This is a genomic window from Caldivirga sp. MU80, assembly GCF_001663375.1.
Lineage (GTDB): Archaea > Thermoproteota > Thermoprotei > Thermoproteales > Thermocladiaceae > Caldivirga.
In genome coordinates this window covers 17,646-31,987 of sequence record NZ_LCTF01000005.1, presented here as the reverse complement: position 1 = coordinate 31,987, position 14,342 = coordinate 17,646, and the positions used below count along the sequence as shown (strand labels likewise).

The following is a 14,342-nucleotide window of genomic DNA, read 5'->3' as shown; positions in this document are numbered from 1 at the left end:
TTTGGTTTAAATTCCTAAGCAGTATAATGCTTATAAGCACCCTTGGGTGCAAATTACATTATGGTTGTGTTTCCTTGTATTGCAGTTATGTTGATTATACGGATTGTGACTGTTAAGGTGGTTTACTATGGCTTACCATGTTTGGTTGATTGATTGTTTGCATAAGTGTGAGGATTACAATAGGGCTGGTTCTCCAGCCAGGGCTGGGTGTTACAGGGATTGCATTGACCAGTTTGGTAGAATAATTGATGCAATGGTTCAAGGCAGGTTAATGAGCATTAATGATTATGAGACTATGGTTAGGTTTAAGGATTACTGCGCTAGATTAGTGGGGAATGTTGATGATTTATCTAGGTATTGCGAAGAGTATTACAGGAATATGACCACTAGGCCCACTAAGCTGGCATCAACTGTAGGTGAAGCCAAGAGTGAGGCTAAGGGTGAGGTTGCGGAGGGGCAGTTTACCGATGAGCTTGCTGATTGTATGAGGGATTGTGTTAGGTATTATGGTGATAATGCCCCTGAGCTTAATAGGTGTTACTCAATGTGTAGAGCCATTTGGGGTAATACTGGTGTTAAGTGGTCGTGTGGTGAGTTTAAGAGTTGCTTCCCTGAGGGTTGTTTTGAACTTGAGGAGTTTAAGAGGGAGTTCAGGAGGATTGGTAAATCAGGTTTTGAGGACTGGCAAATCGTGAGTAGGGTTGGGTCAATAATAGGCACAATGCTAAGGGAAGGTGGGGAGAGGGGTTGCAGAGACCTTGAGGACAACATAACCAAGCTAATGATCACTGAGCTTGAGGACCTGGGCATAGACAGGTACTCAATACGCAAAGCATACCTACACGGACTAAGCAGCGAGGTTAAGGACATTCTAATGAAAATATTCCCAAATGTAATTCAAATAAGCAAAGACAGGGAGAGCGAAGAGACACCGGGGCCAATCCTAATACCTGAGCCAACACCTGAACCAGAAACGCCTACGCCCAAGTATTACACCGAGCCAGTTAAGCTACAAACCCATAGATCACGCGGCAAGATTATAGGATCATAGTTATGATGGTGTTCACTATGCTCGTCGCATTCGCAATTATCCATACCCTAAAGCTCAATAACGTAACGCCACAGGCTCATTCAATAAATACCACCAGCACTATCTCTGAAATGCAAAGTCAGGTTCAGGGTTCTGGGTCAGAGCAAGGTGGTATTGATTCCTCGTGGGTCTCCCAATTTATAAGCATTGTTAACCAGTATAGGGTTTCCAGTAAGAATGAAACTTCTAAGGGTTTAATACAACTTCCACCACTTCCAATACTGAGTTCTAGGAACGCGTCACCACTCCAGTATTGTCCATGGTTGAGTAACTTCGCCTACATTAGGTTTGAGGCTATGTCCCAGAACCCTTCAATAAGCCACTATGGGTTTAATGAAGACTTCTACGAGTATCTTGATCAGTATCAGGGCTTCTTATCCGTGGGTGAGGAGGTATTGTTCCCAAGCGGATACACCCCAAGTGGTTTCGTGCAGTACATGATTAGTAATGCACCCCTACACTGGGGTGGGCTCATGGATGGTGACTTCGCCTACTACGGCTACTACATTGGTTATGCCCCAACTTATGTAATAGAGGGTTACTGCCCAGTCACCGAGATACCTGGTCCAAACATAAACATACCCCAATACTTCCAATCCCAGGGATGCTCTGTGAAGCTTGAAAACATGACGTGGTTAGTCCTGGAATTGAGCAATTGGTGTAGTGGACCTATCACGTTCACCGTAAGCTCAACTAACTCATCACTTCTCTCTCTGCCATTACTCATGGGTCCCAATGAGTACATCTACCTACCAATCCAATATAACCTGGCTACCATCACCAATGGCACATACGTGGAGTTGAACATTAACGTACAGGCATCAAGCCAAGTTAAATTATTCATATTTACGCCGGACCAATTCAACTACTTTAAGAATTTAAATGCACAGCAGGCGGTTAATTTCACAGGCCCAGCCTACTACTATGGTGGTAACTCAACAAGCTTCAACACAACGGTAATGTTAAACACAGCCCAGTTGGCTAATGACGGCTACTACCTAGTCATAAGCAATATCCTATCAGGTCAATTCACATCCGTAACCATGAACATAACAATAACATTCAAACCAACAACACCAAACATACCAACACCACCCACATCACACTAAATGCACTAAATCATATTAAACACAAGGTATCTTAAATTAAGTGAAGACATTTACACAATTTAGAGACAAACCCTAAAGCATACTTTAAGTGCCCCATCTTAATTTCCCACGTCAAAGATTTGAATTTTTACATAAGTTTGTAATTAGTTGTTACTACTTTAGCTTGTATGTTCATTTCGCCTTATATGTATTATCAATTTTTGCCATTGCCTTTAGGAATGAGAAAAGAGAATATAGAGAATAATAGAGAATATAAGGATTAGGGAGAGAATATAGAATTAATGATGTATAATTAACATCATATTATGATAATTAGGTGCATACATGTTCTTCAAGACCTTAAAATGAGGTATTAAAAATATTATTAGTATAGTTATCACCTAGTCTTTGTGTCAACATTAAATATGGTTATTGATTAATCTGCCCCATACTCCCTATCTAATCAATGAGGATTGGCGTGCTGAAAAAGCTCTAAGTAAGCAACGGAACTAATGTATTAACTGGATTTAAGGATTGGTCAATGACTCATTCCTATGTATTTTTAAGTGTTTAATCTTTTTAATTCCTCATCATATAAGTGCTTTTTAGCCTTATGGAGTATCTTCCCGATTTTTCTAGACTTAATCATTCTAGAGTCGAGGGTTATGAGCCCATTACACTCCTCATCAATTAACGCTGATGCCAATATTAATATGTCCATTGAATGAAGCCATGCAACTTCACTTCTTAATTCATTAATGTAACTTATGAAATCACCCAGTTTCTCATCTTTAATCACGAATATATCTATCAAACCCTCAGCTATACCATTGAGAAGTATATTGAGTGGATCATTGGGCATGTATAATGCCTGCCTTGACAGTCTTACGTGTTCTCCGTATTTACTAATGAATTCTGTCAATGTGAATGGAGATATTTTAATCACGTACCCACTATTACGGCACCTCTGTAATAAACCTGTAATAAACTGCGTAAGATCCTTGGGTTTAGTAATATGTTTGCGTCCACATGAATACAATTCACGCAAAACACCTAGGCTTTAAGTATGCCTAAGCTTCTAAGTAGTCTTAACGCATCCTCGACATTACCATCCTCTATCCAAGGCTTCAAGAACTTCACATGTTCAATTGCTCCATTTAGGTCTCCCTTGAAGTCAGGGCTTTCGAGTAAGTCAGCAAGTGTTGCCGCAACTTCAAGTGCTGTCGTGTCCCACTTATTGAGCTCATTAATGAGCCTACCCATTTCGCCATTACAAACCTTACCCCCTTCACAAAGAGTTGCTAATCCATTTATCTCCTCATCACCACGCCCCGCCAGTAAATAGTAATCATCGGCGAGGGCAGACGAGTACGGTCCATGGTAATAGAGGTCAAATTCATAACCAATATCAAAGCCTAACCGCTTAAGAAAGTAAACAACCTTTTGAATCCTAACCCTAGCCTCAAGGCCATCATCACCATCACTAAGGACCTCACTAGCCCTAACACCCAACTCCTTAATCACGAAGGCTAATTGGGCAAGCCTACTCACACCACCCTTTAGTGAAGAAATGCCTTATAAAACTGATGCATAAATGTGAAAACCTCTACCTACCTCCCGTTTGTCCCTAGGTGTTTGTTCTCGTTTGTTTATGTTTATTTGTTGCACCTAGGACTTCCACCTTGTCCATAGGGTTTTGGGTATTCTTGTGGGTTCATGGGTGGTTGTTGAGCCCAACGGCATGGGGCTTCCATCTAGGTTAGGCCCGCCGAGGCTCCGGGCATGGCCTTCAATGCCCAGTATATGGGTACCTCGTCCCTTGGTGCTTTGAACCCACAGTTTTCGCAAACCATGGTTCTTCCTTTTTGTTGTGTTAGTTTGTGCCCGCACCTTGGGCACTTCTTGCTATACAGTCTCCTGAACTCATATGGTACGCCGTACCACTGTAACTGAGTGACTAATAACTTCACGAACCTCTTGAGCCCCGATAAAAGCAACTTACCAACCTTCCCTCCATACTTCCTTGTGAGGAGTTCCCTCAAGCTTTCCCAATCAACATCATCAATAACCACCATTGCCTTGTACCTGAGGGCTTTCTTAGTGAGCTTCCTAGCTAGGAAAACCGCCTCAGCCCTAATGAGCCTATACGCACGACTCCTAAGCCTCCTAACCAACCTCCCAGCCCTCTTAGCATTTAATGTATCTTCCAATCCGAGTCTCTTTAATCGCCCTACCTTCTTTTCTCGCTTCACTGCTTGATTATAGAGAGATACGATTCTCTGTGGGTTGAGTCCTTCTTGCTTGAACGATACAATCCTACCACTCCTCAAGAGGCCCCATGCGATGCCGTGACTCCAAGAGTTAATATCAATGGCTAGGATATACCCACTGGGTTGATAAGGCTCCACCTCGCGCTCAGCGACCAAAGCTAGGTAGGGCTCATCATCTCTTAAACCAATCATGGCATACTTAACATCACCACCCTCCCTAACCCGCTCAACAACCCATTTGGGCATCTGGACTTCGATAGAATATCCAAGTTCATCCCTACAAACTTGGCGCAATCTAATAACACTACTCTCGAAGTCGAGAACCACTGGTGCGCTCTTATCACCCTTCATAGAGCTATCAGCATAAACTCTTACTGTCTTCAGCGGTACCCACGCCCTTGCAAACCACCTCTTTGGTGTAGTTCCAAAGACCAGACTTCCCATGTAGTTCTTGAAAGAACCATAGAGTTGGTACTGTATTGTTTTTGGAAGATCTGGTGCCCAGACTTCAAAGCCACGGTAGGCTAGGTTCGCCAAAGCCATCAACCTCCTTATGTAATCAACATCACATTTATCCTTGGGTAACTTAATGAGTATTGTCCTATGAGTCTTCATCCTCAATCACCACCGCTATCCCAGCAATTTCCTTGCCGATGTACTTTGCGAGCTCCTTTCCGCCCTCATCAAGATACACGTCAATCCTTGCGTAGACCTTATTACCAATCCTCTTCCCAATCACTACCTTGCCCTTGAAGTAAATTGCCTCCGGCATCATTGACACTATAGAACCGAACTTTATAAGCCTTTCGTCTCCTTTTAAGATAATTTCTGCGAAAAGTTTATAAGTAAGCCCTTTACTTAGGTCTTGTCCCGCTTCCGGAGGTAAAGTGCCGGTGATGGGGCGGGTTCAGTCCCTGCCCCGTGGGCTGTGAAAAGATGACACCCCGAGAATGGGGGCAAAGTCCCGACAAGGGATGACTGGTGATTAGGAACGCAGGCATGAGGGGAACGGGGCACACCTATCCCTCTTCTACCACAGCATCCTAGCCGAAGCCCACTATAAGCCAGGTAACCAGTGGAATGCCGAACAGGAAGCCTGCCCATATGATAAAGCCGCCTATGGCTGTTACGAGGAGTATTGCTAATGCCGCTGCGCGTGCAGTGTTCCTGTGAACGAAGTCAAGCGTGTCCAGCGTGAATCCGCGTGGCTTCAGCTTGAGGGTATAGGCTATGAACTCCCTAAACATGTACATCATAAAGCCGATTGCTAATGCAAGACCCATGAATAATACTAATGATGATGGGAGGTGCATTAAGTAACTGGCAACCATGATGATTATGAGTAATGCAAAGTAGATTAGCGAATCCCTCTTAGAGAGCTTAAGAGCCTTAGGATCAATAATAGTTGGAAGAACCTTACCCCTAACAATGGTTGGCCTTGTGATGACTTTAACATCCACACCGCGCCCAGCAGCCTCAATCAGGTAACCCATCATAGTGAGACCAAGACTTGGACTCGCCACAACTACCCTAACCTTAGCGTCCCTAACCATTTTAGCAACCTCCCTGGCGCTGATGCAGCCACCCACCTACCCCACCCCTAATTTACTTTTACCTTAGGATATTTATAAACTTAATTATATACACGTGGAATTAGGCATAGTATATACTTATTATCTGGCGTAGTAGCGTGGCGTTACTTTAAGGCATTGAAGACCTTCTTCACCACGTCTATTAGCTTTACGTTACACACCTAGTTAGGGCATTCGCCACCACGTTAACCAACTGCTTGACATCAATGCCCACATCAACTCCGCCAACCTTCCACTCCCTTTAGGGAGTTTCCAATATGGCAGACCCCCTAGTGGCCTCGGCAGTGTTAATATTACTTTTACTCCCTTTAGGGAGACTTCGTTCAGTATAAGCCTGAGAGCATGCAAGTATTTAAGCCCTTCTACTCCTTAGAGAGTTTCTGTAAGCCTTATTAGGGGTTGGGCTACCGCTTAATTGACGTGGTGAGGGGATTCGGGCTGATGGTTGATGAATCCTAACCAAGCAGACAATTTACCAACGAAGGGTAATTAAGTAAAACCCTAGGGGTGTCCACCCACTTAATGGAGTACACATACACCCTAACGGTACTGTGCATGCCTAACCGGTTGAATGTAGCCTATTGCTTTGACTACTGGGTGGTTGGATGTACATTGCCGGTTTCCTATTCATAATAGTCTTCGCCCTGGCGATGATAGCCGGAAGGATACTGCCGCCTAGTGTTGGTAAGGCTGCTAATAAGCTACTTACGCCCACTGTACTAGCCCTGATATTCACCATAAGCATGTGGGGTGGCGGTGAATTAACGAGCCTAAGCAAGGTCACCAGACTTGTGGCCTACTCCCTGGCTTACTCCATAGCCATAGTGCTGGTAACCTACGCCGTAGGCATGTTAATCAGCAGGGGGTGGGGTCGGGGTAGGGCTGTGGCTAGGGGTAGGGCGCCGTTGGTATTCATACTAACCCTCGTGGTTGGTTGGGTAGTGGGGGCGTTTACACGCATACCCATAGTCGGCAATGCCGTTGAACCAGAGTTGATGGTACTTGCCTCCGTGGTTGGCTTATCAACGGGTAGGGTAATTACCCTCAGGTCAATTGCAGCCGGTGGGAGGGTTGGGTTAATGGCAAGTTTAGCGGCCCTAATCGGCAGCTCATTAACCGGGTTGGCGCTTTCACGGTTACTGGGTGTTGGGTTGAATGTATCACTGGCGGTGGCCCTTGGCATGGGTTGGTACACCTTCACAGGCCCCACAGTTGCCCTTTACGCTGGGCCATACTACGGGCTTCTTGCCTTCCTAACCAACTTCCTTAGGGAACAGTTGACGTACGTGGTGGTACCCTTCATGCCAGGTAGCCCTGAGGCATTGATAAGCGTAGGTGGGGCTACCACGATGGATGATACCCTGCCCGTCTACGTGTCGGTGTTGGGTAGGGATTACTCAGTGGCCTCAATATCAAATGGCCTACTGCTTACCGTGGTGGTTCCAATCGTAGTGCCCCTTGTCTTAACCATTTAGTAGTATTTTTTGAATCCTAGTTGTGGTGCTACTTCTCTGAAGCATCTTCTGCATAGCATTAGTCCGTATCTCCTTATCACGGCCTCATGAGTACCACACCTAACACACCTCAAACTCCCCCTCCCAAACCCCCTAACAACAACACCACGACCCACAAAACCACAAAACAAAACCAAATAAAAACATTACCCTAATGGTTGGGTTGACTCCGGTTAAACCTGGTTGGGGGACTGCCCTTGAGGTGGTTGCACTAATCCTATTCAACCTTTATTAGGGGGTTAGCACTGGTCTTTAACCATGCACGTTAGGTACAGGGACTACCATAAGGTGGATGATGAGTGGGTTAGGGTTTTTGAGGATGGGTACTTCAAGTTAAGTTCAATAGCCACTAGTAGGCGTGTGGTGAGCACGGCTAACGCGGCTAATGGTGAGGCCCTCCTCTTCGCTCTAAGGGGCTCGATGAGGGTTAATGGTGTTTCCATGGGTAGTTTCGACGTGGCCTACCTGCCAAGGGGCATGAGCGTCAGTGTTGAGCTTGAGCCAAACACTATAGCCTACCTAGCCGAGTCCTGGGCTGAGGGTGGGGGTGAGTTTTACGTTAAGCGGAGGGAGACTGTTAGACCAGTAGTGTCTGGTGTGCCACCATATGAGAGGAGGGTTTACACAATGATTGGTGAGGGGGATTCGGCTTACTCATTCCTAATGGGGTACACTGAGGGGGCTACTGGCAACTGGACCTCATACCCACCACATAGGCATGATGGCAAACCCGAGGCCTACATATTCTACGGCATTGACCCAGGTTTCGCCGTTCAACTTGTGCTAAGTGAGGATGAGGAGGAGGCCTACGTGGTTCACGACTTCGACGTTGTGTTGATAAGGAGGGGCTACCACCCCAACGTGGCCTCAACCATAAACAGCGTTAACTATGCTTGGGTCATAGCTGCCCCAAGGGGCCAGAGGACTCTCTCAGTTAACATGCATCCACTATACAGCAATCTGCCAATGGGTCAAACCCACCTGAGATTAAGGGGTTAAAGGCAGGTTTTGCTGGGGCGTATGGCAGGTCCTTAGTTAGCAGTATGGGCATGTGGTTGCCTTAATTCCCCTTAACCTACTCCTCAATATCGTTAACTCTATGGCTATTACCAATACTATTGATGCAAGTAGTATGTACAGGTAAACAATGTTTGTCACCGAGTAGTACAGCGTCATGGCAAGTAACGCAGCTCCAATGGCTATTGCAACCTTACCAAGCCATGACGTAACCCTGAGTGCACCAGCCGCTATCAGTAGTAGGCTGAGCACGTAATACAGCGAGTCAATGGCGTACGCATACTCCATTGCATTGTACGTTAACTCAATCGGCTTATAGTAACCACTTAGGTATGAGGCTAGGTATGCAAGTACCATGGTGGCTACGGCAACCCCAGTGCTTAGGTAAAGGGCATTATGTGGGCTCCTAAACCTTGGGTGGGTCTCCGCCAGCCAGGCAGGTAACAACCCATCCCTAGCCATGCCGTAAAGCATCCTAGCCGTTGCATTCAAGGTGGCTAGGTAACACCCAAACACACTGAACAACACACTTACGGCGAATAGTATGAGGCCGGGTTTACCCAGGTAATGACCGATTAACGTGTAAACGGGATTCGGACCCATGCCCTCGGCCTCACTTACAAAGTTGCTGATAGCTGATTGAGAGTAGCCGACATCGAGTATTATGGCGTATGTGACGAGTATGTAGAGGAGCCCCATGATTACCGTAGCCCAGAGCGTGCCCGTTGGTACACTCCTCCTGGGGTCTCTAACCTCTTCGGAAATTTGTGTACTAACCTCAAAACCCATGAAGTACGTTATGGCGAACACCAACCCACCCGACAATGCCGCTAGGATTCCACTGGGGCTTGTTTGTAATGTCCCCTGCACAGTGAATGGTAATGGGGAAAGTTTACTCACGTTGGCCGTGATGGATAATGCAACGAATACCAGAAGCATTGCAACTTCAATGCTAGTTAAAGTTATTTCAGTCTTAATGCTTGGTCTAATGCCAAGCACAGTGGGTACTAGGGCTAATACCATGGGCACTGGGAGCAGGATTAGTGGGTTTATTGACCACCCAGTAACAGCATAAACTCCCTCCGCGCCCAGGTAGGCGAAGGCTATGGCCACTGAACCAACACCAATGATACTGTAAAACACGGTGTAGACGACGCCATTGAAGAAGCCTGTCCATGAATTTAACGTGTTCGTTACGTACGCGTAGAAGCTGGCTGCATGTGGGTACCTACGCGCCATTACGAATATTGAGTATACCACCGTTAAAACACCCAGTAGCGTCAATAGCATGGCTAGGGGTGCGGCTGCATACGCCTGGCCCATTACAAGCGCAGCCCCAGCTGCAATGCTGTAGGCCGGCGCCTGCCCAGCTAAGGAGTTGTAGAGCGAGCCGAGGAGGCCTGTTGCACCCCTGCTTAACTCCCCACTAACCTGCCTAGCCATGGTTAGGCCTTTTAACCGGTGTCACTTAAGCCTTGTTAAACGTTTAATAGCCTGAGGTGTTGACCTTTAACGTGGTTTCCTGGGAGTTGGTTTTTAGGGCATCGGTTTTCGTAACTGAGGAGATGGGGGTTGCGTTGCGTAGGTCTGCCTTCTCACCAAACATACGCGAGAGGATGGACCACAGCTGCGCCATAGTGAACCCTGAGGGTGAGGTTGTTGCCCAGGCTGAGCACATACCCGTTCACCTGGGTTCATTCAGGGTTGGGGTTAGGAACCTCCTCAACTGGCTTGATAGGGAGGGGGTTGAGTTGAACCAGGGTGACGTGGTACTCCTCAACGACCCCTACATATCCGGGACTCACCTAAACGACGTAATGGTCATGGAGCCCGTTTACGCTGGTGACAGGTTGGTGGGTTACGTCGTCAATAAGGCTCACCACGTCGACGTAGGCGGACCAACACCAGGCAGCATAAACCCACTGGCCAAGACTATATACGAGGAGGGGCTCATCATACCGCCGGTTAAAGTGGTTAGGGGTAGTGAGCTTAACAAGGATGTCGTTAACATGATCCTAAGCAATTTCAAGACCCCTGAGACAGCCCATGGGGACCTAATGGCTCAGTTGTCGGCTAATAGGGTTGGGGCATCTAGGATTAGGGAATTGGTGAGTAGGTACGGTGTTGATGGTGTCCTGAGGGCGTGGGGTGAGGGCATTGAATACGGCAGGAGGTTAACGGTGTTGGAGACCTCAAGGTGGCCTGATGGCGCTTACGAGGCGGTGGACTACATGGAGCTTGGTGAGGATTTGCTACCAATACGCATAAGGGTTGAGGTTAAGGGAGGTTTAGTTAAGGCGGACTTCACCGGTACCCACAGCCAGGTTGAGGCACCAATAAACGCCGTACTTGGCGTAACGTACTCAGCGGTCTCCTTCGTCGTGAGGTCACTGTTAAGCGGAGACATACCCACGAATGAGGGCTTCTACAGCGTAATCGACGTGAACGCCCCGGAGGGCACCCTGGTGAATCCAAGAAAGCCGGCGCCGGTTAGTGGTGGTAATGTTGAGACAAGCCAGAGAATAGCGGACGTAACCTTCAAGGCCCTGGCCAAGGCACTACCCAATAAAGTCCCTGCGGCTGGGTCAGGTACGATGATGAATATCATGCTCGGTGGCCCATTACCAAACGGAGGCTACTGGGCCTACTACGAGACTATTGGTGGGGGGACTGGGGGTAGGCCTGGTAAGCCTGGAGTTTCAGGGGTCCACGTAAACATGACCAACACCCTCAACACGCCCATTGAGATTGCGGAGAGGCAGTACCCAATACTCTTCACGGCTTATAGGATAAGGGATGGGAGTGGTGGGGTGGGCCTATACAGGGGTGGGGATGGCATAGTGAGGTCCTTCAAGGTCCTCACCCCAGCCAGGTTATCAATAATGGCGGAGCGCTTCAAGGTGAGGCCCTGGGGGCTTTGGGGTGGGGGTGATGGTGAACCTGGGGAGGTAACGGTGACTAGGGTAGATGGATCAGTGGTTAAGCTACCCAGTAAGGCATCAATAGACCTAAACCCCAACGACGAAGTAACCATAAAAACGCCGGGAGGAGGCGGTTGGGGCAAAGTTAAGTGAATTCCGTTGATCCTGTAGGTTTCTCCCAATATCGGTATGGTTCAGCATGAGAGGGTTTAGAGTGGCATCACTGAGAATACTATTCACTAGGGCATATGCCATTAAGCATCAGTGTAGTGGGTACCTGCTTAAGAGTAAAAAGCCCCAGGTACCATCAACACTAGCTTCATTACCAATTGGCTTAACGAAATTATTTTCACAAAAACCTAAACATTAATCAAACCTCATGAACGTTAAGCATCATGGGTATTGTGAATTAAAGCTTTTAGGTCCATGACCTAGTTAATCAATTATGTGCGACATTAACTTAGAAGATGTAGTCCCTAATGAGGCATTGGATGCATTTAAAATGCTAATTAGCAGGAATAATATTGGCCTAGCCTGCGATTTCCTGATGAGGCATTATAGGGATGAATACTGGCCCAGGAGAATGGGCCCAATGCCGCCATTGAGGAGGAGGCGAAGTAGTAGCATCATCACCCTACCTAAGCCAAAGAGCGTTAGTACACCGATCAGTGTGGTAATTAGCACAAGGCGGAGCGCTGATGACTTTGCCAATGAACCCATAAGTATTGAGGACCTAGCCACGGTGCTGTACATGGGTGTCGGTATTACAGGTTGGACCCAGGCCTACGGGTATGGTAAATACCCGCTACGCTCATACCCCTCTGCAGGTGCGCTGCAGCCCGTTGAAGCTTACCCGGTGGTTAACAATGTGCTGGGCCTTAAAAGTGGGTTGTACAAGTACGACCCCTTTGACCACGCCCTTGAGGTCTTAAGGCTTGGTGATTACAGCTCATTGATGGCCGACATAGCCCTCGGGCAGGATCACGTTTCACGTGCATCAGTGGTCATAATACTTACGGTGATGTATGCTAGGACCTATTGGAAATACTGGAAGCGGGCTTTAAGATACGTGTTACTGGACTCTGGAGCTGTTATGGAAAACATTTACCTAGCCGCCACAGGCCTTGGATTGGGTGTCAGGGCTGTTGGCGCCTTCTATGATAATGAACTATGCAGGTTTTTAGACATTGACTGTATGGGTGAGTTTCCCGTGGTTTTAATGCTTATTGGTAAGGGGAGTTTATGAAACTCAATTGGTTCAGCTACCCAATAATGCTCTTAATGCGCTCAAGTTTCTGTTCCAGCTCCCTGCACCTCTCGCTCACCACCTTGTTTAACTCATCCTCGGTGTAAAGTCTCTCAATTTTTATATTAGAGAAGTTGAGTTTATTATTTCTTTGATCGTAAATAACAACGACACTTATCCTAACGAGGGCTAGTTTATCTATGTTCATCTTCATCATCTCCTCATATATCAACCTATTTAACTCTGCAATATCCCTCAGGATCACATCTTCAGGTACTGTTCTTGAGAAGGCGGCAAAGGCAGCACGCCTTAGTTTATCGGCAAATCTGGCAGCCACTATAATGCCTGTTCGCAACTCCACAGTCAACGGCCCCTGTACAGTAAACCCACCATACAGTTTCTCATACTCAATAACCCTCTCCTTATCCCTCTCAACATCCTCACTGGGCTTCCAAGACATACTAATTATACCAATGCCCAGATTATTAAACTTATTTTCATTATTTCATCGTTCCAGACTAAATCTTTAAGGGGTTTAAGGCAAGTTATCCTCCCCCCCATCCTTGATGGGCTGGGAGGAACTTGATTGCGTAATTAACCTTACCTGATCTAAGGGTAGATATTTGCAAGATGAGTAAGGTTTTAACATTACGCGGGCGTAATAATTACGGGGGCGTAATGTTATTCGATGTTAGGCCTAAGGAGGATAAGAGAGATCTTTACGATAGAGAGGAAGTTGAGTGAAATAAGGGAGAGCATTGATAGGAGGGTTTGGCTATCAGTTTATGGCTTTAGGAGGGTTGGCAAGACCAGTGTAGTTAATGTCGCAGTTAATGATCAAAGATATATTGTCGTCAAGGTTAACTTAATGAGACTCTACGACCCAAAGAAGAGAAGGTACTCAAGGCCCGACTTCATTAGGGTATTCCTGGAGGGAGTTAATGAAGCCATTAGGAGGTATACACTGGGTGGTAGGGTGGTTAGGTTCATCTCTAATGTATTGGGTGTGGATGAGGAAACCTTCCTTGAGTTCAACGCCGTGAAGATTGGAATGATCCCCCTCCCCGTCTTTTGGGCGGGGTTTCACCGTGGGGGTCTCGTCCGTTGCCCCCTCTTTGGGGGTTAATGGCTTCGCCTCGGAGTGGTGGTAACAGTGGGGTATCGCCCCATCGGCTCATCTAACGGAGGGAAATAACCCCCTCTCGGGGGCACCACCCCGAGCACTAAATGTTCCTGTCGACTTAAGTGAAGTGGAGGGGATGGTGATTAATGAGGTTAAGGAGGAGTTTAAGGGCTTCCTACTTGGCTCCCAATCCCCAGAAAGATACTCAGCCGTAATCATAGCACTGGATAGGTTAGGCGGGAAGGGTACGCTGGGTGAGGTGGCTAAGGTGGTTAAGGCTTTAATTGGGGAAGCCCCAGAATCAAGAGTCTACGAAATACTAAATAGATTAGTCAATACGGGCTTCATAGAAAGGATAGATGATGAGTACATACTGCCAAGGGACGCACCAAACAGGAAGGGAATGCTAATGGCATTAAGAGAAGTAATAAGTCAGCGATAATGCATCGGTAGTTTTAATCGTGAATTTCACCGATTAGTT

Annotated in this window: 16 protein-coding genes; 8 read left to right on the top strand and 8 right to left on the bottom strand. The window is 46.8% G+C overall.

What is annotated here, in order from left to right:
• Window positions 1-127: 127 nt before the first annotated feature.
• Together AAX04_RS02255 and AAX04_RS02250 are read left to right on the top strand one after the other, a co-directional pair.
• Complete coding sequence (locus AAX04_RS02255) at window positions 128-1,051, top strand: hypothetical protein (protein ID WP_066793386.1); 924 nt, start codon at window positions 128-130, stop codon at window positions 1,049-1,051.
• A 110-nt stretch (window positions 1,052-1,161) separates the two neighbouring features.
• A complete protein-coding gene (locus AAX04_RS02250; protein WP_066793383.1) occupies window positions 1,162-2,199 on the top strand; it encodes a hypothetical protein in 1,038 nt (345 codons plus the stop codon).
• Between the two features lie 541 nt (window positions 2,200-2,740).
• Here AAX04_RS02250 and AAX04_RS02245 read toward each other — a convergent pair.
• From AAX04_RS02245 to AAX04_RS02230, 5 genes are all read right to left on the bottom strand, one after another.
• On the bottom strand, window positions 2,741-3,124 hold the full coding sequence (locus tag AAX04_RS02245; RefSeq protein WP_066793380.1) for a hypothetical protein: 384 nt from the start codon (window positions 3,122-3,124) through the stop codon (window positions 2,741-2,743).
• Between the two features lie 107 nt (window positions 3,125-3,231).
• Complete coding sequence (locus tag AAX04_RS02240) at window positions 3,232-3,729, bottom strand: hypothetical protein (protein WP_066793377.1); 498 nt, start codon at window positions 3,727-3,729, stop codon at window positions 3,232-3,234.
• 203 nt (window positions 3,730-3,932) lie between these two features.
• The gene (locus AAX04_RS02235; protein ID WP_066793373.1) at window positions 3,933-5,063 is read right to left on the bottom strand and encodes a zinc ribbon domain-containing protein; all 1,131 of its coding nucleotides are present in this window, start codon (window positions 5,061-5,063) and stop codon (window positions 3,933-3,935) included.
• Window positions 5,050-5,220 (bottom strand): hypothetical protein, encoded by a 171-nt coding sequence (locus AAX04_RS11805; RefSeq protein ID WP_156519655.1) that lies wholly within the window; start codon window positions 5,218-5,220, stop codon window positions 5,050-5,052. The genes AAX04_RS02235 and AAX04_RS11805 overlap by 14 nt, the downstream gene beginning before the upstream one ends.
• A 271-nt stretch (window positions 5,221-5,491) precedes the next feature.
• Window positions 5,492-6,037 (bottom strand): hypothetical protein, encoded by a 546-nt coding sequence (locus AAX04_RS02230; protein WP_066793371.1) that lies wholly within the window; start codon window positions 6,035-6,037, stop codon window positions 5,492-5,494.
• Window positions 6,038-6,645: 608 nt separating this feature from the next.
• On the opposite strand from AAX04_RS02230, the gene AAX04_RS02225 reads away from it, so the two are divergent.
• The gene (locus tag AAX04_RS02225; protein ID WP_066793369.1) at window positions 6,646-7,515 is read left to right on the top strand and encodes a lysine exporter LysO family protein; all 870 of its coding nucleotides are present in this window, start codon (window positions 6,646-6,648) and stop codon (window positions 7,513-7,515) included.
• On the opposite strand, the gene AAX04_RS11605 is transcribed toward AAX04_RS02225, so the two are convergent.
• On the bottom strand, window positions 7,512-7,670 hold the full coding sequence (locus AAX04_RS11605) for a 30S ribosomal protein S14 (protein ID WP_084761149.1): 159 nt from the start codon (window positions 7,668-7,670) through the stop codon (window positions 7,512-7,514). The genes AAX04_RS02225 and AAX04_RS11605 overlap by 4 nt on opposite strands.
• Window positions 7,671-7,812: 142 nt before the next feature.
• Between AAX04_RS11605 and AAX04_RS02220 the strand changes: the two genes are divergently transcribed.
• Complete coding sequence (locus tag AAX04_RS02220; RefSeq protein WP_066793367.1) at window positions 7,813-8,553, top strand: 5-deoxy-glucuronate isomerase; 741 nt, start codon at window positions 7,813-7,815, stop codon at window positions 8,551-8,553.
• A gap of 36 nt (window positions 8,554-8,589) precedes the next feature.
• On the opposite strand, the gene AAX04_RS02215 is transcribed toward AAX04_RS02220, so the two are convergent.
• Window positions 8,590-10,014: an APC family permease gene (locus tag AAX04_RS02215; RefSeq protein WP_066793360.1), complete on the bottom strand. Its 1,425-nt coding sequence runs from the start codon at window positions 10,012-10,014 to the stop codon at window positions 8,590-8,592.
• A gap of 71 nt (window positions 10,015-10,085) precedes the next feature.
• On the opposite strand from AAX04_RS02215, the gene AAX04_RS02210 reads away from it, so the two are divergent.
• Both AAX04_RS02210 and AAX04_RS02205 read left to right on the top strand, forming a co-directional pair.
• The gene (locus AAX04_RS02210) at window positions 10,086-11,645 is read left to right on the top strand and encodes a hydantoinase B/oxoprolinase family protein (protein ID WP_066793357.1); all 1,560 of its coding nucleotides are present in this window, start codon (window positions 10,086-10,088) and stop codon (window positions 11,643-11,645) included.
• A 292-nt stretch (window positions 11,646-11,937) separates the two neighbouring features.
• The gene (locus AAX04_RS02205; protein WP_066793354.1) at window positions 11,938-12,738 is read left to right on the top strand and encodes a SagB/ThcOx family dehydrogenase; all 801 of its coding nucleotides are present in this window, start codon (window positions 11,938-11,940) and stop codon (window positions 12,736-12,738) included.
• A 16-nt stretch (window positions 12,739-12,754) separates the two neighbouring features.
• Here AAX04_RS02205 and AAX04_RS02200 read toward each other — a convergent pair whose 3' ends face one another.
• Window positions 12,755-13,198 carry a DUF2258 domain-containing protein gene (locus AAX04_RS02200; RefSeq protein ID WP_066793351.1) on the bottom strand — a complete coding sequence of 148 codons (444 nt, stop codon included), beginning with the start codon at window positions 13,196-13,198 and terminating at the stop codon, window positions 12,755-12,757.
• Between the two features lie 228 nt (window positions 13,199-13,426).
• Here AAX04_RS02200 and AAX04_RS02195 point away from each other — a divergent pair, with 228 nt between their 5' ends.
• Window positions 13,427-13,864, top strand: a complete 438-nt coding sequence (locus AAX04_RS02195; protein WP_066793348.1) for an ATP-binding protein — start codon at window positions 13,427-13,429, stop codon at window positions 13,862-13,864.
• A gap of 133 nt (window positions 13,865-13,997) precedes the next feature.
• Window positions 13,998-14,303 (top strand): hypothetical protein, encoded by a 306-nt coding sequence (locus tag AAX04_RS02190; protein ID WP_066793520.1) that lies wholly within the window; start codon window positions 13,998-14,000, stop codon window positions 14,301-14,303.
• Window positions 14,304-14,342 lie beyond the last annotated feature (39 nt).

Coding starts and splice junctions, on each gene's coding strand:
- AAX04_RS02255 (WP_066793386.1), top strand. CDS start 128: ATGGCTTACCATGTTTGGTTGATTGATTGTTTGCATAAGTGTGAGGAT.
- AAX04_RS02250 (WP_066793383.1), top strand. CDS start 1,162: ATGCAAAGTCAGGTTCAGGGTTCTGGGTCAGAGCAAGGTGGTATTGAT.
- AAX04_RS02235 (WP_066793373.1), bottom strand. CDS start 5,063: ATGAAGACTCATAGGACAATACTCATTAAGTTACCCAAGGATAAATGT.
- AAX04_RS11805 (WP_156519655.1), bottom strand. CDS start 5,220: ATGCCGGAGGCAATTTACTTCAAGGGCAAGGTAGTGATTGGGAAGAGG.
- AAX04_RS02225 (WP_066793369.1), top strand. CDS start 6,646: ATGTACATTGCCGGTTTCCTATTCATAATAGTCTTCGCCCTGGCGATG.
- AAX04_RS02220 (WP_066793367.1), top strand. CDS start 7,813: ATGCACGTTAGGTACAGGGACTACCATAAGGTGGATGATGAGTGGGTT.
- AAX04_RS02215 (WP_066793360.1), bottom strand. CDS start 10,014: ATGGCTAGGCAGGTTAGTGGGGAGTTAAGCAGGGGTGCAACAGGCCTC.
- AAX04_RS02205 (WP_066793354.1), top strand. CDS start 11,938: ATGTGCGACATTAACTTAGAAGATGTAGTCCCTAATGAGGCATTGGAT.
- AAX04_RS02200 (WP_066793351.1), bottom strand. CDS start 13,198: ATGTCTTGGAAGCCCAGTGAGGATGTTGAGAGGGATAAGGAGAGGGTT.
- AAX04_RS02195 (WP_066793348.1), top strand. CDS start 13,427: ATGTTAGGCCTAAGGAGGATAAGAGAGATCTTTACGATAGAGAGGAAG.
- AAX04_RS02190 (WP_066793520.1), top strand. CDS start 13,998: ATGGTGATTAATGAGGTTAAGGAGGAGTTTAAGGGCTTCCTACTTGGC.